Annotated in this window: 22 protein-coding genes and 1 tRNA gene; 14 read left to right on the top strand and 9 right to left on the bottom strand. The window is 38.1% G+C overall.

Annotation, left to right across the window (positions count from 1 at the left end; all coding sequences use genetic code 11):
• Nucleotides 1-62: 62 nt before the first annotated feature.
• On the top strand, nucleotides 63-347 hold the full coding sequence (locus tag BKM32_RS02285; RefSeq protein WP_053976194.1) for a lipid asymmetry maintenance protein MlaB: 285 nt from the start codon (nucleotides 63-65) through the stop codon (nucleotides 345-347).
• On the opposite strand, the gene BKM32_RS02280 is transcribed toward BKM32_RS02285, so the two are convergent.
• Both BKM32_RS02280 and BKM32_RS02275 read right to left on the bottom strand, forming a co-directional pair.
• Complete coding sequence (locus BKM32_RS02280) at nucleotides 348-1451, bottom strand: DUF4407 domain-containing protein (protein WP_076662378.1); 1104 nt, start codon at nucleotides 1449-1451, stop codon at nucleotides 348-350.
• 228 nt (nucleotides 1452-1679) lie between these two features.
• The gene (locus tag BKM32_RS02275; protein ID WP_076662377.1) at nucleotides 1680-3068 is read right to left on the bottom strand and encodes a dipeptidase; all 1389 of its coding nucleotides are present in this window, start codon (nucleotides 3066-3068) and stop codon (nucleotides 1680-1682) included.
• 114 nt (nucleotides 3069-3182) lie between these two features.
• On the opposite strand from BKM32_RS02275, the gene BKM32_RS02270 reads away from it, so the two are divergent.
• Nucleotides 3183-3264 (top strand) — tRNA-Leu (locus tag BKM32_RS02270).
• Nucleotides 3265-3532: 268 nt separating this feature from the next.
• Here the strand turns inward: BKM32_RS02270 and BKM32_RS02265 are convergent.
• Together BKM32_RS02265 and BKM32_RS02260 are read right to left on the bottom strand one after the other, a co-directional pair.
• The gene (locus BKM32_RS02265) at nucleotides 3533-4090 is read right to left on the bottom strand and encodes an ImmA/IrrE family metallo-endopeptidase (RefSeq protein WP_076662376.1); all 558 of its coding nucleotides are present in this window, start codon (nucleotides 4088-4090) and stop codon (nucleotides 3533-3535) included.
• 57 nt (nucleotides 4091-4147) lie between these two features.
• Entirely contained in the window at nucleotides 4148-4495 is a 348-nt protein-coding gene (locus tag BKM32_RS02260; RefSeq protein ID WP_076662375.1) for a helix-turn-helix transcriptional regulator, read from the bottom strand.
• A gap of 491 nt (nucleotides 4496-4986) precedes the next feature.
• On the opposite strand from BKM32_RS02260, the gene BKM32_RS02255 reads away from it, so the two are divergent.
• The 7 genes from BKM32_RS02255 (at nucleotide 4987) to BKM32_RS02225 (ending at nucleotide 11035) form a co-directional block, all read left to right on the top strand.
• The gene (locus tag BKM32_RS02255; protein WP_076662374.1) at nucleotides 4987-5241 is read left to right on the top strand and encodes a hypothetical protein; all 255 of its coding nucleotides are present in this window, start codon (nucleotides 4987-4989) and stop codon (nucleotides 5239-5241) included.
• Nucleotides 5238-5729, top strand: coding sequence for a hypothetical protein (locus BKM32_RS02250; RefSeq protein ID WP_076662373.1), 492 nt, complete (start codon nucleotides 5238-5240; stop codon nucleotides 5727-5729). The genes BKM32_RS02255 and BKM32_RS02250 overlap by 4 nt, the downstream gene beginning before the upstream one ends.
• Complete coding sequence (locus BKM32_RS02245; protein WP_076662372.1) at nucleotides 5695-6285, top strand: Mov34/MPN/PAD-1 family protein; 591 nt, start codon at nucleotides 5695-5697, stop codon at nucleotides 6283-6285. Before BKM32_RS02250 ends, BKM32_RS02245 begins: the two co-directional genes overlap by 35 nt.
• On the top strand, nucleotides 6278-7663 hold the full coding sequence (locus BKM32_RS02240) for a ThiF family adenylyltransferase (protein WP_171971842.1): 1386 nt from the start codon (nucleotides 6278-6280) through the stop codon (nucleotides 7661-7663). The genes BKM32_RS02245 and BKM32_RS02240 overlap by 8 nt, the downstream gene beginning before the upstream one ends.
• Nucleotides 7664-8020: 357 nt before the next feature.
• Complete coding sequence (locus BKM32_RS02235; RefSeq protein ID WP_076662370.1) at nucleotides 8021-9106, top strand: efflux RND transporter periplasmic adaptor subunit; 1086 nt, start codon at nucleotides 8021-8023, stop codon at nucleotides 9104-9106.
• Nucleotides 9096-10361 (top strand): ABC transporter permease, encoded by a 1266-nt coding sequence (locus tag BKM32_RS02230; protein WP_076662369.1) that lies wholly within the window; start codon nucleotides 9096-9098, stop codon nucleotides 10359-10361. The genes BKM32_RS02235 and BKM32_RS02230 overlap by 11 nt, the downstream gene beginning before the upstream one ends.
• A complete protein-coding gene (locus BKM32_RS02225) occupies nucleotides 10361-11035 on the top strand; it encodes an ABC transporter ATP-binding protein (protein ID WP_053976189.1) in 675 nt (224 codons plus the stop codon). The genes BKM32_RS02230 and BKM32_RS02225 overlap by 1 nt, the downstream gene beginning before the upstream one ends.
• Nucleotides 11036-11049: 14 nt before the next feature.
• On the opposite strand, the gene BKM32_RS02220 is transcribed toward BKM32_RS02225, so the two are convergent.
• The 4 genes from BKM32_RS02220 to BKM32_RS02205 form a co-directional block, all read right to left on the bottom strand.
• Nucleotides 11050-12039 carry a thioredoxin family protein gene (locus BKM32_RS02220; protein ID WP_076662368.1) on the bottom strand — a complete coding sequence of 330 codons (990 nt, stop codon included), beginning with the start codon at nucleotides 12037-12039 and terminating at the stop codon, nucleotides 11050-11052.
• Between the two features lie 57 nt (nucleotides 12040-12096).
• Nucleotides 12097-12624, bottom strand: a complete 528-nt coding sequence (locus BKM32_RS02215; protein WP_076662367.1) for a hypothetical protein — start codon at nucleotides 12622-12624, stop codon at nucleotides 12097-12099.
• A 149-nt stretch (nucleotides 12625-12773) separates the two neighbouring features.
• Nucleotides 12774-15209, bottom strand: a complete 2436-nt coding sequence (locus tag BKM32_RS02210; protein WP_076662366.1) for a DUF4982 domain-containing protein — start codon at nucleotides 15207-15209, stop codon at nucleotides 12774-12776.
• 12 nt (nucleotides 15210-15221) lie between these two features.
• The gene (locus BKM32_RS02205; protein ID WP_076662365.1) at nucleotides 15222-16364 is read right to left on the bottom strand and encodes an arabinogalactan endo-1,4-beta-galactosidase; all 1143 of its coding nucleotides are present in this window, start codon (nucleotides 16362-16364) and stop codon (nucleotides 15222-15224) included.
• A 124-nt stretch (nucleotides 16365-16488) separates the two neighbouring features.
• On the opposite strand from BKM32_RS02205, the gene BKM32_RS02200 reads away from it, so the two are divergent.
• From BKM32_RS02200 to BKM32_RS02180, 5 genes are read left to right on the top strand one after another with little or no spacing between them, the layout of a single operon-like run.
• Nucleotides 16489-17487: a GntR family transcriptional regulator gene (locus tag BKM32_RS02200; protein ID WP_076662364.1), complete on the top strand. Its 999-nt coding sequence runs from the start codon at nucleotides 16489-16491 to the stop codon at nucleotides 17485-17487.
• A gap of 12 nt (nucleotides 17488-17499) precedes the next feature.
• Nucleotides 17500-18381, top strand: coding sequence for an aldose 1-epimerase (locus BKM32_RS16435; RefSeq protein WP_076662363.1), 882 nt, complete (start codon nucleotides 17500-17502; stop codon nucleotides 18379-18381).
• Nucleotides 18382-19530, top strand: coding sequence for a galactokinase (galK, locus tag BKM32_RS16430; protein WP_076662362.1), 1149 nt, complete (start codon nucleotides 18382-18384; stop codon nucleotides 19528-19530).
• Between the two features lie 12 nt (nucleotides 19531-19542).
• Nucleotides 19543-20571: a UDP-glucose--hexose-1-phosphate uridylyltransferase gene (locus BKM32_RS02185; RefSeq protein ID WP_076662361.1), complete on the top strand. Its 1029-nt coding sequence runs from the start codon at nucleotides 19543-19545 to the stop codon at nucleotides 20569-20571.
• Between the two features lie 16 nt (nucleotides 20572-20587).
• Entirely contained in the window at nucleotides 20588-23179 is a 2592-nt protein-coding gene (locus tag BKM32_RS02180; protein ID WP_083702069.1) for a cellulase family glycosylhydrolase, read from the top strand.
• A 61-nt stretch (nucleotides 23180-23240) separates the two neighbouring features.
• Here BKM32_RS02180 and BKM32_RS02175 read toward each other — a convergent pair whose 3' ends face one another.
• Nucleotides 23241-26138: an alpha-amylase family glycosyl hydrolase gene (locus BKM32_RS02175; protein ID WP_076662360.1), complete on the bottom strand. Its 2898-nt coding sequence runs from the start codon at nucleotides 26136-26138 to the stop codon at nucleotides 23241-23243.
• Between the last annotated feature and the right edge of the window lie 10 nt (nucleotides 26139-26148).

The following is a 26148-nucleotide window of genomic DNA, read 5'->3' as shown; positions in this document are numbered from 1 at the left end:
ACCTGTGAGTCAACTGATTAATAGCCCCAGTTTATTTTTTAACCTTTTAAAACCTAATTGTTATGAGTCTAAGAATTACTAGTTGCAACAACTTCTTTAAAGTTAAAGGAGCTCTTACCAAAAGAACCGTTCACTTATTCCATTCAGAATTTCACAATATTTTTGAAAGAATCAATACCATGACCTTAAGTATCGAGGGTGTTGAGGAAATTGATAAATATGGTATTCAAGCCTTGGTGAAATTGCACAATGAAGCATTGGACAAAGGGAAAAACCTTTCCATAATAGGAATGGGGTGCGAGGGTTTGTACAATCACTTTAAATCGGAACAATCTGCGGTAGCTTAATTAGCTTAGGGTTTTCTTTTGATGCTTGAAAAAGGCGTCGGCCTGTAATTGCATCAATTCCCTAGCTTTTTTACGCTTGTAGGTGTAGAGTTCTTCCTCTTCGGCAATGTCGCTGTATACTTTATTGTTAATGGCTTTGTCCGTTTGCAATAACATGGAGCGCTCGTTGACCTTTTGCGTTACCCAGGATTTAATGGCAGTTTCGGCATCTTCCAGTTTGAAATCATATTCGCCTTTAGGGGAAATGAGTTTGGCAAAAATAGGAGCCGTTTCTATGGCCAAAAACAGTAAGAAGATAAAAAAGGAAGGCAGCCATGGAAGTTCTCCTAAGGCATTCACTCTTGCCATCAGGCCATCAAAGCCATCGATGATGGGTTGCGAGTCGCTGACTTGGCTGTTGTAATTGCTTTTTAGCAGTGCAATTTCCGATTCTAAATTTGAAATTTTATTTGCATTATCGGTTTTAAGCTGCTGTAATTCTGCCAACGCGGCATCGTGCTTTTCTCGTTTTTCTTTATACACAGGACCTTTCCCTAAAAGTTTGGTACCCGCTGTTCCTTCAGCTTCGGAGATGTAGGTATCGTAAAGCGCATTTACCTCCTTTTCTTTGCTGGTAATTTGCTGCTGCAGATTGTTAATAGAACTTTCCAACGCCGTGATTTTTGGAGTGTACTGTTCTGCAATTTGGTTTTGGTTGTTGAGAGTCAAGGTATTCTTCTGCTCCAATAATACTTGATTGATTTCCTTTTCAAATATTTTTAGTTCCAATGGTTTTGAAATCACTACAGCAATAATGATGGCCAAAATTATTCTTGGGGTGGCCTGAAGGAACTCGTCAACAGCACTGTTTCTTTTTTTGATGGTCGACACAATAAAGCGGTCCAGATTAAAAATGAGCAAACCCCAGATGAGGCCAAAGAAAATGGAAGCAAAGAGATTGTCGAATACAGTGAAAAGGGCATAAGTCGAAGCAATAAAAGCCATAACTGCCGTGAAAAATACCGTAGCACCAATACCGGCATATTTGTTTTGCTCACCCGAAGAGCAGGTTTCCAAAATATCGCCATCGGCGCCTGAACAGATGATGAAAAATTTTTTTAACATAACGTGTTTGATTTTGATTGATAGACTATTAGAACGTGAAAAGTATAGAAATGTTACAAAAGTGAAGGTTGAATTTTAGCGGGAATATCTGTTTTTGAGTTGATTGGTCAGATGGCGCAGCTATGAAGGTAAATGTAAGTTGTTTTTTGATCCCAATTTTTAAGATATAATATATCCTCAAAAACAAAAAGGTCTAAACTTTAAATTCAGTTTAGACCTTTTTTAGTGTTATTTAGAAAGTTCTGTGAAATATTTGTAGAACAACGGAATGGTTTCAATGCCTTTTAGGTAATTCCAAACTCCAAAATGTTCATTAGGAGAGTGGATGGCATCACTGTCTAAACCAAAGCCCATCAAAATGGTCTTGCTTTTCAGCTCCTGTTCAAACAAAGCTACAATAGGAATACTTCCGCCGCTGCGTTGTGGAATTGGCGTTTTTCCAAAAGTATCGCTATAAGCTTTACTGGCCGCTTGATAGCCAATGCTGTCAATAGGCGTTACATAACCTTGACCACCGTGATGTGGCGTCACTTTTACTTTTACACCAGCAGGAGCAATGCTTTCAAAATGGGTTTTGAATAGGTCTGTGATTTCTTTCCAGTCTTGGTTTGGTACCAATCGCATGGAGATTTTAGCGTAAGCTTTACTAGCAATAACCGTTTTAGCACCTTCACCAATATAACCACCCCAAATTCCGTTCACGTCTAGGGTAGGTCTGATGGAATTACGTTCATTGGTTGTGTAGCCTTCTTCTCCATAAACAGCATCGATGTCCAAAGCTTTTTTATAGTTTTCCAAAGAAAACGGAGCTTTAGCCATTTGGGCACGTTCCTCTTTGCTCAGTTCTTCAACCTTGTCGTAAAACCCAGGAATGTTAATATGGTTGTTGTCGTCATGAATCGAGGCAATCATTTTGGTAAGCACGTTGATGGGGTTGGCCACCGCGCCACCATATAAACCTGAGTGTAAATCTCTGTTTGGACCGGTAACTTCAACTTCAACATAACTCAAACCGCGAAGTCCAGTTGTGATGGACGGCACATCTTTGGCAATCATTCCCGTATCGGAAATTAAAATCACGTCGTTTTTCAATTTTTCGTGATTGGCCTTTACAAAATCTCCTAGGTTTTCACTTCCAACTTCCTCTTCACCTTCAATCATGAATTTTACATTACAAGGCAACTGATTGGTATTGGTCATAAACTCCATAGCCTTCACGTGCATGTACATTTGGCCTTTGTCGTCGCAGGCACCTCTTGCAAAAATGGCACCTTCTGGATGAAGCTCGGTAGGTTTGATAACCGGTTCAAAAGGAGGGGAGGTCCATAACTCTAATGGGTCTGGTGGTTGCACGTCGTAGTGACCGTAAACAAGTACGGTTGGCAAGTTTTTATCAATTATTTTTTCTCCGTAAACAATAGGATAGCCATTGGTCTCACAAATTTCTACTAAATCGCAACCGGCTGCCTCCAATTGTGTTTTTACAGCTTCGGCAGTACTTAGTACGTCTTTTTTGTATGCGGAATCTGCGCTAATTGACGGAATTTTAAGGAGTTCTATGAGCTCACTTAGAAAACGGTCTTTATGCTGATTCACGTAAGATTGAATGTTTTCCATAATTAAATTTGAATTTGATTCAAAAATACAAAAAGCAGAGCGATTTTTTCTTGAAAGAAAGGTTTGTATATTCAAAGTTATTTATATATTTGCATCCCGAAACTAAGACTTATTGCGGGCGTGGTGGAATTGGTAGACACGCTAGACTTAGGATCTAGTGCCGCGAGGTGTGGGAGTTCGAGTCTCCCCGCCCGCACAATAAGAAAATCAAGGCTTTACAAATTGTAAAGCCTTTTTTTATTTCTCAAAATCTAGTAAATCTAGTAAATGTGTATGTAAACGAGTATGTAAACGTGTATATTTGAGAGTTATTTCAATTTTTTAGAGAAAGCAATGAAAATTAATTCACTTTGTTTTTTGGTTAGAATTTGCTTTTAAAAAATAATTTTTTGAAAATGAAAAGGGCTAATTCACATTAGAATTAGCCCTTTTCATTTGTTTCGAATTTATGCTTTGCGAATTAATTAGAAGCCATAATCGTAGTGGCCTAGAGCTTTTAATCTATAATCCATTGCAATTTCGCTAACTTTAAATTTTTCGGATAAACGCTTTAATTTATCGTCATAGTCCAAATTTTCACTTAATTCTAGAATTTCTTTTTCAATTAATTTTTTTGGCATTAACAGATTAGCGGCAAAAAAATTTGCTTGCTTTTCCATTAAAGGATTGTTTCCATTTTTGTTTCTTCTATAAATTTTATCAACATTTTTAGGTCTCAATATTGACCCTTTATAAAAATAGTCGATAAAAAGAGGGCTGTCAGAGTTATGAAGCTTAAAATGTCCTATTTCATGAGCAATCGTAAATCTTTGACGAACTTTGGGGTGGTTTTTGTTCAAGCCAATTATTGTTTTCTCGTCTTTTTTTAAGAGGAAACCAGAAATATCATTGTCTAAAAATTGCGATTCTATTGAAATAGATAATTTATTCGCTAGATCATATAAATCAATAGGGGCTTGAAGCAAGTTGAAATTCAATAGAGTTTCATATGCTAATCTTTCAATTTGGCTATAACTGTACATTTTAAAATTATTTTAAAATTGTGCTACTTAGATAGGGTTTATAAACTAACGAAAAAGTTATTTTGACTCCTTTTTTATTAGGTCCTCGATAAATTTGAAGGCTTTGGGGCTTACCTCTTGAGGGATGTTGTTGTAGGCTTCCTTGAATTCATCTTCTATATTTTCATATACTTTGAAGCGTTCTATGGAGGGCAATAATTGATTTAATTTGCAATTTAAGGCTTCTGCGATTTCATAGATAGTAATAATCGAAGGCTGGTAGGTTCCAGTTTCGATGTTAGAAAGGGAGGACCGGCTTAAAGAAATTTTGTCAGCTAAACCTTGTTGGCCAAGTTTGTTTTCTTTACGGATTCTCTTAATGTTCATTCCAATAGTCCGATATAGAAACTCAGTTTTGCTATTCATATAAATATTATATGTTACAAATATACGTCTTATTTTTGTAATTAACAAGGAAATCCGTTCAAATTGTTTGTTAAACAAGCAAAAATTATCAAAAATGCTTGTTAGACAAGCGTAATTAATTTTCGTTTAATTAATTTGTTTGTTATTTGGTTTTTTTTATATCTTTGTTAAGATTTTACTTTATGGTAGAATCAGAGCAAAAAAAAACCAGGTAGTAATTACCTGATTTGATTTAGAAGTTAATCAAAGGGCTCGCAACCCGATGATAGTGTTCTATGGTTTCGCGACTACAAAAATACTAAAAAACTTCATAAATACAAATCTTTCAGTCCTCTGCTTGGTTGTTGTTGAATTTCAAAACCTTTAAAGCTGCGGTTTAAATTTATTCATTCTTAAAAGTGTCATTCCGTTTTTTGGAAATGATGCGACCTCAAAATGCCTCTTCCGAAGGAGGCGAGAAAATAATTTATAAATTTTAAATTTTAGAACGGATGGAAAGAAATACCCTATCTATCGTAATTAATACTCCCAAAGGAAAATGGGAGACTACTTTTTCGAAAACCTCAAAAATATCTGAAGTTATTTCAGCAACAGTTAGTCATTTCAAATTTGCGAATAATGGCTCTTATGAACTACGAATGGATAAAAATCCTACGCAAGCATTAAAAGCTGAAAGGACTTTGGTTAGTTATAAGATAGAGGATGGTGATGTCCTTGTTTTTATAGACTTTGGACAAGCAGTATGAGTGTAGCTAAAAGCATTTCACTTAGAAAAGTAAATAGGGAATTGGATGCTTGTAGAGACTATGCTAAAAAGTGCGGTTGGCTCATCAGTGATATTGATGAGCCTAACCAATCTTTTACTGTGAAAATGAAGTCTCCAATCGACAATGAGCTATTTATATTGAAAGTGGTGTTTGAGGATTATCCCGAATACCCTTTGATATTGGAATTTTTGGATCCTGATACAGGTGAAGAAGGGACAAGAAAAGCTTATCCCAATGGTAGGGATAGTTTTTTTCATAAAAGGAATCCTCCTTTCATCTGTAATCCGTGTTCTAGAAAAGCATATAGAACTTATAGTCCAAAGCAAGGTCCTCACGGAGATTGGTCTATGACTAATTGGAGAGACAATCCTAAGACAGGTTCTTTAACGACTATTTGTGAAATTTTGAAAGTAATTTATTCAAGGATAAGTAATGAAAGATATTATAATGGAGGAAGGATGGAATAAGCAAGAGGAATTGTTTAAAAGGATAGCTCCAAAAGACAATTTTTTGTATAAAATAAGTTCAAATGTTATCAGTTTTACTGAAAAAGTTTTATCTGAATATGGGAATTTAAAGCCTTCAAATGAAGGGTTTGTTTTTTGGGCGGGCACAATTTGTGAAAATACTTTTATTATAAATACAGTTATTGCTCCTGAAACGGATTCTGATGAGCGAAGAGTGACAATTTTACCTATGGAAAATTTTTACTACGTAAAGGAGCTTTCTAATCTGGATGTAATACATATTGGTCAAGTTCATTCTCATCCTGAAGATTGGGTAGGCCATTCAGAGGGTGATGATGAATGGGCGCCATTTAAGAATGATGGAATGATTTCAATTGTTGTACCAAGTTATTGTGAAAATGGAATGATGCCATTGAGAACTTGTGGAGTTCACCGTTTTCAAAATGGAAATTTTTACAGGTTAACAGATGGATATGTGGATGAACATTTCGAGGTCTCGGATTTTAAAGCAAATTTAATCGATTTAAGAAGGGATGGAGGAGTTAAATATGAATAAGGAAGAATGGTATCATAAAAGAAACGATAGGTCCAATAGGATTGAAGGAGTTTTGCTTGGTCCTTCCGCTAAACGAATTGGAATAAAGATTGGCAATGAGTCGAAATATTCTGTTCAGGTTTTGTCTTTGGTTCTTTTGAATATCATGTCAAGGTGGTGTAGGAGGATTACTGTTGAGTTGATTGATGTTGATTGTGTCTTAAAAAGTAGAGGTGGTATTCGGTTAAAAGAGCTATTAACAGAGACAATGAAGGGTGCGGATCCCTATGGGGATTTCTTATTTGATAAAGTTGAGCATGAATCTTGCGATATTATAATAGATGTTGGGGGAGGTGATTTTGATGGGCATGATAAATTTTGGGTTGATTCGAATGAGTGGATTGCTGGAATAGGCTATGGAGTTAAGAGTAATTCCATTACAAAGGACTCAACTCAGCTACATGGTGCAGCATATGCTGCTGCAATGATTAATTCAATTGTATTTGAAGTCTATCTTGGGTTGGCAAAGAAGGAATCCTTCCAGTATTGGATGACGTTATTTGATTTTGATAGTTCAAGGAATCCAAGTGATTTAAAAAACCCAGTTATTCTTAATTCCATGAATTTTGGAAATATTTGGCAAGTAGGAGCAGGAGCGGTTGGTTCAAATTTTGATTATTTGCTTTCGGTAGCTGAATGCTCATGCAATGTACATATAATAGATTATGATTGTGTAGAGGTATCTAATACAAGCAGTTCGTTGGTATTTAATGCAGAAGATGTGTTGGGTAATCAAAAATTGAAAAAAGTGGATTTATGTGAAAGGGTTTTGGAGAATCATGAAGGGATAAGGGGGATTGCTTTTGATGGAGATTATAATGACTTTATTAAGTTCAGAGAAAGCAAAGAAACTGAAATTGAATACCCTGATGTACTTCTTTGTTTTGCAAACGAAAGAAATATATGGTCGACGATTCAAAACAATGAGCCTCCAATTACTCTTGCAGCTACAACATCTAATAATTGGACGGTCAATTTCTTTAGGCATATGCCTTTTATTGAGAGATGTATTGCTTGTAGTTTTAAGTCTAAGAAAATAGAGGGTAAGTTAATTTGTTCTAGTGGATTAAATATTGATGAGGGTGTTGAAGAAAAATTAGGGAGTTTACCATTCTTATCTTTTGCTGCTGCGGTGTTGATTTATGTGGAATTGATTAAATTAAGTCATTTTCGCGATTCATTAGGGGGTAATTTTGGACAATTCCCTTTTAGGAATTTAATTAAATCAAATATAATTCCAATGCAGTTAGATAAAGGTGATGGTTGTAATATTTGTCGGGACCAGACAAGGGAGAATTATACAGATGAATATTCACTAAGTAAATATTATGTCAAGTGAATGATTTTGCGATTGTTAAAAGCATTTTTGAAGGCAAAAATAGCTTCTGTTTTTTGTGTGTTTTTGCTCTAAAAACGTGTATGTAAACGAGTATGTAAACGTGTATATTTTGCTTTTTTGGGTTTGTAATAAACTGTTTGTGAGCTCTTTAAAAATGGGGGGTTTTCGTATAAATGGCCCTAATAAACTTAGGATCTAGTGCCGCGAGGTGTGGGAGTTCGAGTCTCCCCGCCCGCACAATAAGCAAAAAGCTTCTCAGAAATGAGAAGCTTTTTTTATTTGCATTCTCTTCCTAATGATTTAAATCATTTTATCCCACCAATTATTAGTATATTTTAGAATTGGAAATTATGAGCTATGAAAGCAATATGTTTCTTTTTAGGTGCCTGTCTTTTGGTGTCTTGCGGGAGCGATGACGAAAAAACGCTTCCCAAAAAGCAAGATCTTACCGAGGCAGTGTACTCTTCTGTAGTCATTCAACCGGACAGCCTGTATGAGGCATATGCTATTGTTTCTGGTATTTTGGAAGACAATTTGGTGGAAGAAGGGCAGAAAGTTTCTAAGGGGGATATAATCATTCAAATAACCAACAATGCACCTGAGTTAAATTCTCGAAATGCGAAATTGGCTCTCGATTTGGCAAGGGACAACTACAATGGAAGTGCTGCTGTATTACTGGGGATTAAGGAGGAAATTGCGGCTGCGCAATTGAAATATAAGAATGATTCCATTAATTTTTTCAGGCAAAAAAATCTTTGGGAACAGAATATTGGCTCAAAATTGGAGTATGATACCAAGGAACTTAATTACCAACTTTCAAAAAATAACTTGCAATTGCTGCAAAGTAGGTATGATCGTACCAAAAATGAATTGCAAACAGCCCTAAAGCAGGCTGAAAATAATTATAAAACTTCCCTAATCAATACCACGGATTTCACCATTAAAAGTGAAATAAACGGCATGGTGTACGCGCTTTATAAAAACAAGGGGGAGATTGTCACAACAATGGAGCCGATGGCTTCTATTGGGAGCTCCGATGATTTTGTGATTGAAATGTTGGTGGATGAGGTGGATATTGTGAAAATAGAATTGGGACAAAAGGTCATTGTGAGTTTGGATGCCTATAAAGGTGAGGTTTTTGAGGCTAGCGTGTCTAAAATTTTGCCAAAAAAGGATTTGCGGAACCAAACATTCACAGTTGAAGCGGAATTTGATCGTCTACCTAAGAAGTTGTACTCTGGATTGTCTGGTGAAGCTAATATTATCATTAGGGAAAAGGAAGCGGTACTTACCATTCCAAAGTCTTATTTAACAGATAAGGGAGAAGTCAAAACAGATAACGGCCTTGTTGCTGTAAAAACTGGTCTGGAAAATCTTGAATCTGTGGAAATTTTGGAGGGCATAGATGCCGATACGGCGATATACAAACCAGATGGCAATTAACTGGAAGGTCATATTGGCCATTGCGAAAACGCATCTGCTGAGTAAGATCAAACAGACTTCCGTGGCAGCACTTGGGGTTACTTTTGGCATTGGTGCCTATATTACTTTGGTGTGTTTTATGACAGGTTTGAATAAAATGTTGGATGGCTTGATTTTGAATCAAACCCCACATATCCATATCTATAGCGAAATTGAGCCCTCTAAAGAACAGCCCATTGCAGCCTATGAAACTTTGGAGAATAGTTTTAAGGTAGTCCATTCCATAAAACCGAAGCAAAGCCAAAAAAAGATTCACAATGCCCTGCCGATTATGGCCTATATCAACAAGGATAAAAGGGTGAAAGGTGCTATTCCGCAAATAAAATCCAATATATTTTATATTTCAGGTTCTATTGAGCTTGGTGGGAATTTGAGAGGGGTAGAACCTCTGGAAGAAGCACGTTTATTCGACTTTCAAAATTATGTGGTAAAGGGAAGTCACGAAGATTTACACAAGGTAGATAATGGTATTTTATTGGGTTCTGGAATTGCCAAAAAGATGTCTCTAAAACTGGGAGACAAAATTCAGGTTAGTACGATCAAAGGAGATGTATTCCCTTTGAAAATTGTTGGGATTTATCAAAGTGGCTTGGCAGAGGTGGACGACATTCAAAGTTTCGCGACCATTAAAACGGTCCAGCGTATTTTAGGGGAAGCCGAAAATTATATCACCGATATCAATGTGAAGCTTTACAATATTGAGGAGGCTTATAGTATGGCTCAAGAAATGGAAAATCAATTTGGTTTAAAAGCGGTGGATATCAAAACAGCCAATGCCCAGTTTGAGACGGGTACCTCCATTCGGAATTTAATTACCTATGCGGTTTCTATTGCGCTCTTAATTGTGGCTGGTTTTGGAATTTACAATATCTTAAACATGTTTATTTATGAAAAGATGAATGACATCGCCATTTTAAAGGCAACTGGATTTTCAGGGAAGGATGTGCAATATATTTTTATGTGTCAGGCGCTGATTATTGGTTTGGTTGGTGGTTTGTTGGGGTTGCTTGTTGGATTTGGGCTTACAAGTTTGATCGATACCCTGCCGTTTGAAACTGAAGCGCTCCCAACCATTAAGACCTTTCCCGTGAATTTCGATCCTTGGTTTTATGTCATCGGAATCACTTTCGCGTTAGTCTCTACCTTTTTTGCGGGTTATTTGCCATCCCGAAAGGCTAAAAAGATAGATCCGGTTAAAATAATTAGAGGTCAGTAATGAGTACAGTTCTTGAGACAAAAAATATCAATAAATACTTTAGGAAGCCGGTGTTGTTTCATGTGCTGAAGGATATCAATATGTCTATAAAGAAGGGGGAATTCACGTCTATTATCGGGAAATCTGGCTGTGGAAAGTCAACTTTGTTGTATATCCTATCAACTATGGATACGGAATATGAAGGAGAGCTTTATCTGAACAATGAATTGGTGACTGGACAACATCATAACAAGTTATCCTACTTAAGAAATAAGCACATTGGCTTTGTATTTCAGTTTCATTATTTGTTGTCTGAGTTTTCGGTTTTAGAGAATGTTATGTTGCCAGCCAAAAAACTTGGTGAGAAGTCTTTGGAAGAAATCGAACACGATGCTAGAAACAAGTTGGAAATCCTTAATATAGGGCATTTGGCGGATAAAAGAGCCTCTAGAATTTCTGGGGGTGAAAAACAGCGCGTTGCCATTGCCAGGGCTTTAATCAATAATCCGTCTATTATTTTGGGTGATGAGCCTACGGGAAATTTAGATAGTCACAATTCTGAAAATGTATTCAATGTGTTCAAGCAGCTTTGCGATGAACAAGGTCTATCTCTTTTGATTGTTACCCATGATGAGGATTTTGCAAAGAAGACAGACCGAATTATCACTATGAGTGATGGTGTGATTATTTCATGATTTTTTCAAGATAATTAATAATTAGAACTTTTAGTGTCATTTATTATGGCTTCAAAATTTCCGTTGGAATTTGGGTGAGGCGCATTGTTTGAAGTGATTTTATTTTGATGGTTTAAAATTATGTATCTAGGTATCCAGCTAACTTTTAAATACCTAGCTAAAGAAGAATTCTTTCCGTTAAGGAGATAGAAATTATTTCGAAAGTTTAATGAATTTTTCAAATCATTTGACTTGTTTGACCATTTTTCCTTATCCTCGTCAATTGATAGGTAGATCCACTCAACATTATTTTCTACGGTAAGACGATCTCTAAAATCTTTTGATTCTTCAATTTGGTTCACGCAAGGAGGGCACCAACTAGCCCAGAAGTCTAGAACTTTAATTCTTTTCTTTGAGCGTTGAAATATTTTTTTCAATGTTGTGGTGTCTCCTAATTGGTTAATCATTTTTGATTCTAGGGCTGATTCGGGCAACATTGCATTAAAGGATTTTAGGTCTTCTTTTATTTCGAGTAGAAATTCGTTATCGCTGCTAGTTATATCATCTTCATAAGAGTCTATTAAATTAATCATGAAATTTGCACTAATTATATCATGACCAAACCCTTTTCTGTAGTAATCTAATATCATGTCATTAATAGCTAAATTCCATAAATCGGGATGAAGGTTTTCTTCGATAAATATTTTCTCTGCTAGGAATTTTTCTTTTGAATAATCTGGATAATCAGACTTTTCAAAATAATTTCTAATATAAAGGCCTAGGTTTTGCCGGAAGAAAATGTTGGAAACTAGATCGGGTCTATTAATGTCTTTTAAGGTTACATTGTTAAAATAATCATCATAGGAAAAAAAGTTTTCTTTTCCTCCAAACTCCTTTGATATCAAATATTTTATCCCATCTATCATTTCGGGGGCGTACATTGACATATTAATGTTGTCTAATTGTCTGAATTTTGATCTTGGATTCATTAATTCATACAGATACTCTTGTCTCAAATCATCCATAATAAATTCAATAGTTTTTGAGGATTTAATTTTATTGTCTTGTACGTAATTTTTTAATTACTTGATTTTTTCATTATATATTGATATGGTGTTTTCTTTGTACGAGTAGATATCTGAATAGTAAGGATTGTTTTTATAAGAGGGTGTTTCTTTGTAAAGGTTATGGTAGAAATTGTTTAATTCGGAATTCGGTCCAAAAAACTTTAAATTTCCATTATTAATTGTAAAATGGATAGAATCGCCTGGATTTAGAAATAGTTTTGTTTTGTAAAGGTTTGTATTGCTATTGGCTGTAAAATCTGAAATTTGCGATTTTCTTATATTGTTTAAAAGCAAGACAACTGAATCTCCAGTTTTATTTAGTGTATCTCCTTCATTTTTTCCGAAATAATAAGTGCCGTCGATTATGTTTAAAAAATCTAATGCCTCAATGTCATCCGCTCTACCAGAAATAATTACATGGTTGTTGGGGGCTTTGTTGTGATTGGTCTGTGATTCTGGTAAGGTGTTAGATTTTTGGGTTTTGGTGCAGGATATTGCTCCAAAAAGAATATAGATTGATATAAATTTAATTGACCTATACACCGCTTTTTGATTAAGTAACTCTTGTTTTAAACTTGTTGTAACTAATTCCTTTGATAAATTTAAAATTGATTACTTATTTAATAAAGATAGTGAAAACCAGGAAGTAAGTGATTTTGGTGTTTTTTTAGTCGTTTATTTAATTTTGAATGTTAATATGATTTTAGCTTTATTTTTCCTGTTTTTAAACCTTTTCCACTTACCGTTAATTCGATGTCTCCAGCTTGGGTTGTGGATTGTACCAAGACAACCAATTTTCCACTGAATAATTTCATGGTTGGTAAATGAAATGGCTCAAGCGAAGTAGCATCGCCATTACAGGCTGCACGGTAGGAGCCTTTGCCTTTTACTTTGAACTCTAATTGATTGGTAGCGGTAGGGCATGGAATGCCATTTTTGTCTACAACAGATACAGTTACAAAAGTGATGTCCTCACCGTTGGCTTTGATGGTTTTTACATCGGGCTCTAAAATTAATTGATAAGGCTTGCCTGCCGTTTTAATTTCTTTTTCCGCAGCAGCGTTTCCATGTTTATCAAGAGCTACAACTTTTAAGGTGCCTGGTTGGTATTTGACATCTTTCCACATTAAACGGTATCGGTTTTGGTGTGTTGAGGAATCCTTTTTTTGAATTCCTAGGCTTTTTCCGTTAAGGAATAATTCGGCACTGTCATAACTCGTATACACAAATACCGGTGTAGTTTCTCCTTCTCGCCCTTCCCAATTCCAGTGAGGGAGTATGTGCAACGTTTCGTCTTCTATGTTCCATCTGCTTCGGTAAAGATAGTAACGGTCTTTGGGTAAACCGGCCAAATCATTAATGCCGAAATAGGAACTACGGGAAGGCCAGGCTTCATCGTAGGGCGTGGGTTCTCCCAAATAGTCAAAACCGGTCCAAACAAATTCTCCAATGACCCAAGGCTTGTCATCCTGAAGTACAAAATCGTCGTCAGGCAAATTGGACCAGCTGCAATATTCCAAATCGTAGGAAGAAGATTGAAAATCTGGGTAGGTTTTCATGCTGGCAATTTCTACTGGAAATTTGTAAATACCCCGAGAACTCACGGTGGAAGCGGTTTCAGATCCTAAAATAAACCCTTGAGGAAAGGTTTCGTAAGCTTCTTCATAAAGGTGTACACGATAGTTTAATCCAGGAATGTCCATGATGGCTCCAAAGCCATTTTCCATAACGGCTTTTACTTGGTCCATTCCAACCGTGACAGGGCGTGTTGGGTCTTCTCTATGAAAAATATCCTGTAACCACTTGGCGCGTTTTACACCCTCCGAACCCCATTGGTCCGGCACTTCGTTTCCAGAACTCCACATGACGATCGAGGGATGGTTCCTGGTGGCTCTTACTAAATTCACCACGTCTTTTTCTGCGTAATCATCAAAATAGAGATTATAGCCGTTTTCAACTTTTGGTTTTTTCCATTCGTCAAAACTTTCCGCTAAAAACATAAAGCCCATTTCGTCACAAAGTTCCAATTGTTCCATAGATGGCATGTTGTGGGAACTCCTAATGGCGTTGCATCCCATATCTTTTAAAATTCGCAATTGTCGTCTTAAGGCAGAAGTGTTCACAGCGGCTCCCAATGGCCCTAAATCATGGTGTAAACAAACGCCTTTAAATTTGGTGATTTCACCATTTAGGCTAAATCCAGTATTGCGATCGTATTGGATTCTTCTCACTCCAAATCGGGTGGTGATTTCATCTTTAAGAATATCTCTCGCGTATAATTTGGATACGGCAGTATATAAATAAGGGGTTTCGGGGCTCCATAAGTTGGGGTGTTCCAAAGCAATATTTTGGTCAAATTCATTGCCATATAAAGTTTCGGAAGTGTTTGAGGCAACAGTGTTTCCGTTGGCGTCTAAAATATCGGTTACCAAGCGCAGTTGTGCTCCAGAAACTTTTGTTTTGATATTTACTTTGGCCATTTGGTCTGTAATCATTGGAGTTGTAATGTATGTGCCCCAATGGTCAATGCTCTGTTTGTCTTTTACAATGATTTGAACTTTTCGGTATAAGCCGGCACCTGGGTACCATCTGGAGGATAGTCCCTTATTGCTGAGTTTTACAGCAAGTGTGTTCGTTTTTGAATTGGAAATGTAGTCGGAAATGTCAAAGTAAAAATAAGCGTAGCCGTATTTCCATTCGCCTACTTTGGTGCCGTTGATAAAGACTTCCGGTTCGCTCATAGCGCCTTCAAAGGCAATCAATACTTTTTTGTTTTGGTCAGCATTTGGAAGGGTAAATGAGGTTCGATACCAAGCTTCTCCAATATAGGGGAGGGAGCCGGTGCGCCCTGTTTTTTCAGTAGCTACGGTTTCGCCATTTTGTTCAATAGCGACTACTTGTTTGTCGATTTCCTTATCAAAAGGACCGTAAATAGCCCAGTCATGTGGTACGGTAACTTCTTCCCAGGAATTGTCATTGTACTCCGGGGAAACAGCTTCAGGGTGATGCCCTTTACTGAATTTCCATCCGTTTCTCAAGGTGATAACATCTCTCGTCTGTGCCTTAATAGATATTTGGAATACTAAGGCTAGGAGAATGAGCGATATATGTTTGATGCTGGATTTCATTTTGAAAGTGTATTAATGATTGTAAAACTGCATGCCCAATGTGGCTTTGTTGTCATGGTCAAAAAGTGTGGCGTTGTCCCAATGAGAGCCTTGTCCCCATAATGTTGAGCAGTTGGTAGATACCCAAGCTGGTTCCCAATAAATGAGTCCTTCGCCTCCAACATTTTCTATGATGCTTGTTAATTGATTGAGGTAATCCAATTGTCCTTGTTGTGTTGCAGGATAGCCTAAAATTATTGCGTCTTCACCTAAAATATTATTCGCGCTATCGGCGTTGGTTAAAGTAAAAGGATAAGCGGTTTCAACAATCATCAAGCGTTTGTTATAAGTGTTGATGAGGGTGTTCAATGGAGTTGATACATTGTTAAGTGTGTACTCAGACCAAATAGGGTAATATGACAATCCAATCCAGTCGAAATCGGTAACGCCGTTTTGGGTAGCTTGTTCAAACCACCACAAGGCGTTTTCGGGTTGAGCGATATGTAGCATCACGCCAATCTCTTTTTCTTTTGTTTCAGAAATTGCTCTAACGGCAGCAATCCCTTTATTTAATAAATAGGAATTTCTATTCCAATCTATGGGCCAAATCAAATCACCGTGTTGTAGAATCATGGGGTTGATTTCATTGCCTATCTGTACAATTTCTGGGAGTAAATTCAAGTTGGATAAGGTTTCAAGTGTATTGTAGGTGTAGTTATAAACCAACTCTCCTAGAGTAGTGGTATTGTCTATCTCGTTCAACCAAGCAGCTGGGATTTCCTGTGTCGAGGGATCTGCCCAAGTGTCTGAATAATGGAAATCCAATAGAACGTCCATGCCCTGTGATTTTGCGCGTTGTATAGTGGATGTAACATCCTCTAAATTGGAGTAATTGGTCCAAGTTGGGTTATGCCAAAGTCGAACCCTGACCAAATTGGTTCCTGCATTTTTGAAAATCGTGAAAGGGTCTTGGGTTTGACCGTCGCTGTTTTTGTAAACCGCACCGCAATCTTCCATTTCATTCACGTAGGATAAATCGGCACCATAGTAAAAAGTCTCATTTTCTGGAGGAGTGATAATGCCGTCGTCTGTATTGTCATCGTTGGAATCACTTGAGGAACAGCTTGCCAAAACAATAGATAATGTCAAGAGTATGTGTAGGGCATTTTTTATCATTGTCGTAATTTTAAAGATAAGTGATTGTATTATTGGTAATTGAGTGATTGAATTTCTGCTAAATTACAAAATTTGTCTTAAAATACCATACCAGTACCTACCAGTTTTTGTATCTTTGCGGTCTATGAGTTTGATATCGGTTAAAGATCATATAGGAATTCCTAAGTACAAGCAGATTGTGTCTTCGGTAGAAGATGCTTTGGCGGCGGGTCTTTTAAAGAAAGGCGACCGTTTGCCCTCTATAAATAGTGTGCGAAACAAGTTTGATCTTTCTCGAGATACGGTGATGATGGCTTTCAATGAATTGAAGCGAAGAGGTATTGTAGAGTCGGTGTCTGGGAAGGGCTATTACATCAAAAGCGAAAATATCAACGTTTCCCAAAAAGTGTTTTTGCTGTTTGACGAGCTAAATGCTTTTAAGGAAGATTTGTACAATGCCTTTGTGAACAATCTTGACGAAGGCATTCAAGTGGAAATTTTCTTTCACCATTTCAGTTATGAGGTCTTTTCAAAATTGATTCAAGATAGTTTGGGCAGCTATCATTATTATGTCATCATGCCTGCAAATTTGATAGGAACTGAGGCTGTAATTGATATTTTGCCAGAGGACAAAGTTTATATTTTAGATCAATTGCCAAAAGAATTACGAAGCTATCCTTCTATTCATCAGAATTTTGAAAAAGACATTTTTGATAGTTTGATGGAAATCAAAGAACAGCTTCAAAAGTATCACAAGTTGGTGTTGCTTTATTCTGAAACCAAACAGCCGAAAGGCATTTTGAAAGGCTTTCAAGAGTTTGCTGAAGTTGCTGAAATACCCTGTGAAGTCATTCAAACTTTTGAGAAGAAAACCATAGAACGGGGAGAGGTGTATTTGGTGCTGGATGATCAACATTTAATTGTGCTTATTAAAAAGCTAAAGGAACTTCAAATGGAAGTGGGTAAAGATGTTGGGGTGATTTCCTATAATGAAACCTTGCTTAAGGAAATTGTGGAAGGCGGTATTACGACCATTTCTACCGATTTTAAGGAAATGGGCAAACGTTTGGCGGAAATGATCCTTAAAAATGAAAAAGAGAACATAGAAAACACCAGAAGGTTAATCATAAGAAAATCATTATAAATAACAGTCAAGATGTTTACAGTAGAGCATATAAAGGAGAACTCGGCTAGCGTTTTGGAAATTAGAAATGCTGATAAAGCCTTGTTGGCATTGGTCAATTTGAAGTCGGGCGGGAGTTTGGATGTGCTGGAATTGGAAGGCGCAAAGATTATTTCCAACGAAGGCGCTTTGCCGTTTGCATCGTCCGTTTTGTTTCCTTTCGCCAATAGAATAGCCAAAGGACAATACACTTTTGAGGGACAAACCTATCAATTGAAAAAAGGAGAGGTAGACCCCAATAATGCCATCCATGGTTTGATTTATGACAAAGAATTTGAGGTGGTTAATCAAGAGGTTACTAGTGAAAAAGCTACGGTAACAATGAGGTGTGAGCAAGCTGCTCCTCAAGAAGGATTTCCGTTTTTGTATTCCGTGGAGCTAACATATGCAGTTAGCAATTCCGAATTGACATTGACTGTTGATGTAGAAAATATAGGCAATCAATCCTTTCCATTCACCTTGGGTTGGCATCCCTATTTTGAGTCCAAAAATCTTTGGGAAAGTCACCTTATAATGGACTGCAAAGGAAAGCTGAAAGTAGACGAATTTATGATTCCTGTGGAAAAGGAAGCATTGCAATTACCTTCAGAATTACAAATAGGCGAGCAGCAGTTTGACGATTGCTTTCTTTTAGGAGATACCACCGTTGGTTTTAAAACACCGGATTATCACATTGCAATTGCAACCACTTCAAAAGAAAATTATTTGCAGGTATATACGCCTCCCGGAAGAAAGTCTATGGCCATAGAACCGCAAACAGGTCCTGCCAATAGCTTCAATAGCGCGATGGGTTTACAGGTTTTGCAACCTCAGGAACGATATAATTTAAGTTGGAACATACAAAAGATTGGATAGATGAATACAGAATTGATTACGGCAATACAGGACACTTTTAAAGAAAAGTTTGGAGACAATTATTTAATGGTAAGTTCTCCGGGAAGGATAAATTTAATAGGAGAACACACCGACTATAATGAAGGCTTTGTGTTTCCGGCAGCCATTGATAAAGGCATTATCACGGCCATTGGAAAAAGTGATTCGGAAACTTGCTCGGCAGTAGCTTATGATTTAAAGGAGCAGTTTGAGTTTACATTGGATGAGGTTGAGGCTATTCCAAAAGGGAACTGGAGAAATTACATTTTGGGCGTCGTTGGCGAGTTGCAAAAGAAAGGCATTGAAGTGCCTCCTTTCAATGTGGTTTTTGGGGGCGATGTTCCTAATGGGGCAGGTTTATCCTCTTCCGCAGCATTAGAAAACAGCATCGCATTTGGATTGAATGAATTGTTTGGTCTGGGGCTTACAAAGCACGAAATGATTTTGGTATCCCAAAAGGCGGAGCATAATTATGTAGGTGTACGCTGTGGAATTATGGACCAGTTTGCCAGTATGTTTGGAGAAGAAAATCAAGCCTTGTTGTTGGATTGTAGAACCCAAACCGCAACATCCTATCCTATAGATTTTAAGGATTATGAATTGATGCTTATCAATTCCAACGTGAGCCACAATTTGGTGGAAAATGAGTATAACGATAGACGCCAAGTGTGCGAATATGTAGCGCAACTACTTGAAGTTCCTTTTTTACGTGATGCTACCGAAGAAGATTTGTTGAAAGTCAAATCACAACTTTCCGAAGCCGATTATCAAAAGGCATTGTATGTGGTTCAGGAGAATGACAGGGTGATGAAATTTGCCAAAGCCATCGAAGAAAACGATGTGGAGCAGTTGGGAGCTTTCCTTTTGGAAGCCCACCAAGGTATGCAGCACCAATTCAAAATTAGTTGTGACGAATTGGACTTTTTGGTAGAACAGGCCAAAGCGCATCCAAGTGTGGCTGGTGCTAGAATGATGGGAGGCGGTTTTGGTGGCTGTACCATCAATATTGTTAAAAAAGATGCTTTGGAAAACTATGCCAAAACGGTTACCGAAAACTATAAAAATACCTTTGGGATTGACTGCAGTGTACACTTTGTAAAACTGTCTCAAGGAACACATTTAATAAACTAAAATCAAAATAAGATGAACTCAGATATACATGATTATTCACATAAACGATTAAATATCCTAACTGGAGAATGGGTTTTGGTATCTCCGCATCGTGCTAAAAGACCTTGGCAAGGGCAACAGGAAGAAACGACTCCAGATGTGCGTCCAAGCTATGACGAAAGTTGTTATTTGTGTGCCGGAAATGTTAGGGCCAATGGAGAAGTGAACCCGTCTTACAATGACGTTTTTGTATTTACCAATGATTTTTCGGCCTTGCAAAGTGACTCCAAGGAATTCACTGTAAACGAAGGTCTGTTACAGGCGCAAAGTGAGCAGGGCATTTGTAAGGTGATTTGTTTCAGTCCAGATCACTCCAAAAGTTTGGCGCAAATGAGCGTAGAGGGAATTGAAAAAGTTGTGCATATTTGGCAGGCAGAATATGCTTCTTTGGGAAATGAGCCGCACATCAACTACGTGCAGATTTTTGAGAACAAGGGAGCCATTATGGGGTGTAGCAATCCGCATCCTCATGGGCAGATTTGGAGCCAGTCTTCTTTGCCAAACGAAGTGGTTAAGAAGGATGCTCGCCAATTGGAGTATTTCAAAGCGCATAACAGAACCTTGCTTTCAGATTACTTAAAGCAAGAATTGGAACTTAAAGAGCGTATCATTTTTGAAAACAAAGCTTTCGTTGTATTGATTCCGTTTTGGGCAGTGTGGCCTTATGAAGCGATGATTGTGCCTAAAACATCTCAAAAGAGTATTGGTGACATGGCTCAGGAAGAAACCTTGTTGTTTGCCGAAGCCATTTCGGTATTGACCAAAGTTTATGATAAGTTGTTCAACTGTTCTTTCCCATACTCTAGTGGGATTCACCAAGCGCCTACCAATGGCGAAGCTAATGAGCATTGGCATTGGCACATGAGTTTTTATCCGCCGTTGTTGCGCAGTGCAACCGTGAAGAAATTCATGGTGGGTTATGAAATGTTTGCAAGTCCACAGCGTGATATTACAGCTGAAAGTGCTGCTAAAACATTGAGAGGCCTGTCAGAAGGACTCTAATTTTAAAACTGGTAATATGAAAGTAAATGGAATTATTCCATTGGTAATGGCATTGTGTTTGGGTATGTTTCAGTGGTCTTTGGCACAGGGAACATCCCAAAAAAGCAATGTGGTTATTGATGGCAATGGGGTGATGCGATGGGAATCCACCAAGGAAGAAGTGTTTGGTTTTGGTGTTAATTATACAGTGCCCTTTGCTCATGCTTATCGTTCGGCCAAACGTATGGGAATCGATCCCAAAAAGGCCATCGATAGTGACATTTACCATTTTACCCGCTTAGGTTTCAATTTGTACCGAATTCATGTTTGGGACACTCAAATAAGCGATGTTGAAGGAAATCTTTTAAATAACGAATATTTAGAGACTTTTGATTATTTGTTGAGCAAACTAAAGGCCCATAACATTAACTATGTCATTACGCCCATAGCGTTTTGGGGTGATGGTTGGCCAGAACCTGATGGCGATACTCCTGGGTTTTCGCATACATATGGAAAAGCAGAGTGCTTGACCAATACAGAAGCTATAAAAGCACAGCAAAATTACCTCTTTCAGTTTTTGAATCATGTGAATCCTTATACGGGAGTAGCTTATAAGGATGAGCCTAATATCATTGCTTTTGAAGTGAGTAATGAACCACACCATCAAGGTACGGCTGCAGAGGTGACAGCTTTTGTGAAAGGCATGGTAGAAGCGATGCGGAAAACAGGAACGCAAAAACCTATTTTCTATAATATGAGCCATGCCGTACATTTTATGGATGCCTATTTTGAAGGAGGAGCTCAGGGAGGTACTTTTCAATGGTATCCTACGGGGCTTGGTTATGGTAAGGAACTTTTTGGAAATGTACTGCCCAATGTAAATGATTATGACATGCCATTTGAAGAGGTGATTAAAAAACATCATGGCGCCAAATTGGTCTATGAATTTGATGCGGCCGATGTAGGGAAGTCCTATGTGTATCCTGCTATGGCTCGAAGTTTTAGAAGTGCCGGAATGCAAATAGGGACCCATTTTGCGTACGACCCGACGTATTTGGCTTATGCCAATACCGAATATAATACGCATTATATGAATTTGAATTACACGCCTTCCAAGGCTTTGGCCTTAAAGATTTGCTCGGAAGTGTTTCATGAAATTCCCCTGTATGCCGAATTTGGAAAGTACCCAGAGAACACCTCGTTTGGCAATTTTAAGATAGATTACAAAACAGATTTGGCGGAGTATAGTTCCGAAGAAAAGTTTTTCTACACAAATACGACTTCTTCAACTCCCAGAAATCTTAAAAAATTGGAGGAGATTGCTGGTTATGGCAGATCACCTATCGTGGCATATGATGGGCTGGGGGCTTATTTTTTGGATAAGATTTCCAAAGGCGTTTGGCGTTTGGAAATACAACCGGATGCTATTTGGGTCGATAATCCGTTCGGAAAAAACAGTCCGAAGAAGACCGTGGCAGTTATCAATTGGGAAACCCATTCAATGTCTGTTGATTTAAAGGATTTAGGGGAGGGATTTTCCATTGAAGCTATTAATGAAGGGAATGGTTTTCAGTCTCAGGTAAGTGGTAAGTCGTTTTCAATTCAACCGGGAACTTATATCCTCAGTAAAAAAGGTACCAAAAAGACTTGGTCTGTTAATGATGCTTTTAAAACCAATAAGCTCAACGATTTTTATGCGCCTAAAACTACGGTTGATAAACCATGGTTGACACATGAACCGATAAAAGAAGTGACTGGAAATACTGCTCTGCAATTGGAAGTGCAGTATGGAGCACTAAACAAGCCAGAGAGCATTCAACTACAAGGGTATTCTTCAAAAGGGCGTTTTCAGGTGGATTTTAAAAACATTCAAGGGTATATTTATTCAGCAACCCTACCTTCAGAATATCTGCAGACAGGTTTTGTGCATTACAATATTGTGGTGAAAAGCGGAGGTGTCTTTAGATCCTATCCCGCTGATATGGAAGGCAAATTTTTGGATTGGGATTTTTACGATACCGAAGATTATGTGGTTAAAGTAGTCCCTGAAAGCAATCCTATTTATTTGTTTGATGCTGAAGAGGACACCAATGATTTGGTGCGTCCTTGGCGCAGGGGTTTTAAATTGGTGCCAACAGAAGAGAATGGACAATCGGAGTGCCAAATGAACTTGGAGCAATTGTTTGTTGAAGATTCTGAAAACAGGGATGCACCACCTATCTACGATTACAGTTTTAAACACTTTATCATCGATGAAATTGATGGGAGACAATCTAGTTTAAAGGATAAAACGACTTTGGTCTTTAAAGGGCGATCGTTAACTGATAAACCGTTGCCCTTGCAAATTGCCTTTGTCATGGCAGATGGCTCTAGTTATGGAGGTATGTTGACTTTGGAACCCAAAATGGGAGACTATACTTTGTTACTTTCAGAGTTAAAACCAGTAAAAACGGTAACGCTTCCAAGGCCGTATCCTAGCTTTTTGCCGTACTATTTGGAGCATAAAATCACTACTGAATTCGATATCAACAACGTAGAGAGCCTTCAGTTTTCTATTGGTCCTGGAATCCCAGAAAACCAATTGCAGGAGCCCCATGGTATTGGAATGGTAAGTGTGCGTTTAGAATAGAAAAAGCTTCCCGCAAGGAGAAGCTTTCACTCAAACTTAAAAACAAAAAACTCAAATAAAATTATAGTTTTATCAACTTAGAAGTAGCTATTTGCCCTTCTTCATTTTTTAGTTTTACCATATAAATACTTGGCATCAGGTTTGAAATATCAAATCCATGGCCTTCTTGGAAGTCGCCCGAAAATGATTTTACCAATTTCCCTGTGATATCATAAATCGCAACCTGGGTTGTGGCTTTATTAATTTGGAAACTGTTGTTGGTTGGGTTAGGGTATACCTTAATTCCTTGAGATAAAACATGATCTTCAATACTCAAGGTTGCGGCCAAGTTCCCATAGATTTTAAAGGTTCCAGGAGCCATATTAATCGTGGCTGTTGTACTGCTTACTTCCATGGTTGTGCTGCCGGTATTATCCATTAAATCATACCAAGTTCCTGTATATGGGAAGTTAGGCACCATGTTCTGTGCCACCACATCGAAATTGGCTAAGATGACCACGTTCTTCAGTTCAGTTGATGGAAGTGTATCATCCCAAATGTAAATTTTAGGAGTCAAGTTTCCGGACTCAATGGTGTAGTTGCCTTCAAAAACATCTTCTTGGATTTTCAAAGCATTGATACGTGCCCAGTCTTCATAAATTTGGCTTCGGTTAGCATCGCCAAGCCAATTGTTGGACCATTGTGGCTGAGGCTTGGTATCCAGTTTGCAATCACCAGTGCCATCACTGTCATTATCCGGTAAATTTACAGTACCATCATTACATGTATAGATTGAGTTTTCCATGCCCAATTCTCCAAAATGCCAAATCATTTTAGGTCCAGGAATGGTTAAACTTACGGCGCCAAGTGCGGACATACGCTCTAGGGCTGTGTTAAGTTCAGTAACATCATAACTGCCATTGGAGTTTCCATATTGAATGTTTTTAAACATCAAACGCTCTTCGTCGTGGCTCTCGGCATAGCCTACCAATCTAGGTTGGTCAAAGCCTCTGGAAGTATGTCCCATAGAAGTGATGTTGGCAGTGTAACCCATGGTCAATTCGTTGTATTGGTGATTCAAGTTCCCCCATAACATGATCCCCTTTCCTTCACCGATGTGGTAGTTGGCCCATTCTATTTCTTCATCCAATGAGGTCTGACCATCATTGTTGGCATCCCAATCGGTTCCTAGGTGTTCAAAGATGACATAATGATTGGCGTCCAAGTCCCAACTGAAGTCGGCATACTCCTTAAGTATGGCCACACGATCGGCATTATAATCATTAGTACAGCCCTCGTTGTTGGCGCAATTTTGAGTGAATCCTTTGGTAAGGTCCCATCTAATACCGTCAATTTTGAATTCTTCAATCCAATGTTCCACAACACGCTCTGAGTAGTATTGTGTACGTTCCTGTTGATGGTTAAAATCTGATCCCACATTATACGAATGTGCAGGTGTTTGGTTGAAATAAGGGTTGTCGGCGTTGATGTTCCCTGAATTGTCTGACCACATACGCACCATTGGGTTTCTTCCAAAGGCATGGTTTAAGGCAATGTCCAAAATTACAGCAATGCCATTTTGGTGGCAGGTATCGATAAGTTCTTTCAATTTAGCTTCGGTTCCATAAAACTTATCCAAGGCCATATGGAAAGATGTATTATAGCCCCAGCTTTCGTTGCCTTCAAATTCCATCACAGGCATCAGCTGGATAGCATTTACATTTAAATCTTTGAAATAGTCAATCTTGTCAATAATATCTTGAAAGTTCCTGTCGCTGTCAAAATCACGGATCAAGACTTCATAAATTACCAAGTCTTCTTTTTTAGGTTTTGTGAAGTTGGTAACCTGCCAATCATATACTGGTTGGGCCGTTTGCAATACCGTTACTTCATAACTTTGCCCAGCAGGGTAGTCAGGAAGGTTAGGGTAGGTGTCTTCTGGAATATACGGATCATCCCAAGGTGATAATACCAAGGTTGAAAATGGATCGGCTGTTTTTACTTCACTTGGTGAATTGGTTGCCGGCGAATTGGTGTAGGTCCAGTATTGATAGGTATAAATTTCACCAGAAGTTAGACCGTTCAGTTCTATCCAAAATTTGGAAGAGGATGCGTCCTTCTTCATTAAATAGGTGCTTGAATAGGGATTCCAGTCGTTAAAGCTTCCTGCAGCATATACAAAATCTTTGTTTGGAGCATCTAAAACTAAAGTTGCTTTAGTGGCATCTTCGGAATCGTAATTGATGCCGTTTTCCATGCCTTCTGGAAGAGCTTCCACTACCGAGCTGGCTATAATGATTTCAAAAGAAGATTGCCCAGATTCTGTGGAGCCTGAAGGTGTTCCAATAACTGTTACAGTTCCAGATTCTGTTACATTGGTCAAAGTCGTGCTATAGGTTGGAAATCCTTGCCCTGTAGCTACAGAGACATTGTTGTAAAGGACTTCAAATGCGCCTACTTGGGTAGTTCCAGCTGATTGCATATAGGCACTAATGGATAGGTTGCCTCCAGATTCCACAATCACAGGGTTGTAATTTGGACTGTTAAAAACGACCGTTACAGCGCCTACATAGTATAATTCATCTTGGGATTGTTGGCTACCATCGTCGCTTTTGACCAACATTCCTAATTGACCAATGCCGGTATCTTGATACAGCTCGGTTGGTGTCATAGTGAATGAGTAGGTGCCATCACCATTGTTGGTGAATTTTTGAGCTTCGTTGGAATTACTCCAATCGCCATTGGTGGGGGAATCTCCTGCTTGATTGCCATTGGTGTCGAAATACCAGGTCCAAAGGTATAGGTCTGCTCCATTGGTACTGCCCCAAATGTCGGCATCCAAATTGGAGACTGTTATGGTGATTTCATCGGTTTCCTCAAATGGAGAAGGGCTAATGTCAAAGCTAACGTCGCTTTGTGTTTGCCCATATGAGAAGACATACAATGAAATAAACAGTAATGAGAGTAATGTGTGTTTCATAGCTATTTTA

Source organism: Mangrovimonas sp. DI 80 (assembly GCF_001975575.1).
Classification (GTDB): domain Bacteria; phylum Bacteroidota; class Bacteroidia; order Flavobacteriales; family Flavobacteriaceae; genus Mangrovimonas_A; species Mangrovimonas_A xylaniphaga.
The sequence above is the reverse complement of the archived record's forward strand: the minus strand, read 5'-3'. Positions and strand labels throughout refer to the sequence as shown.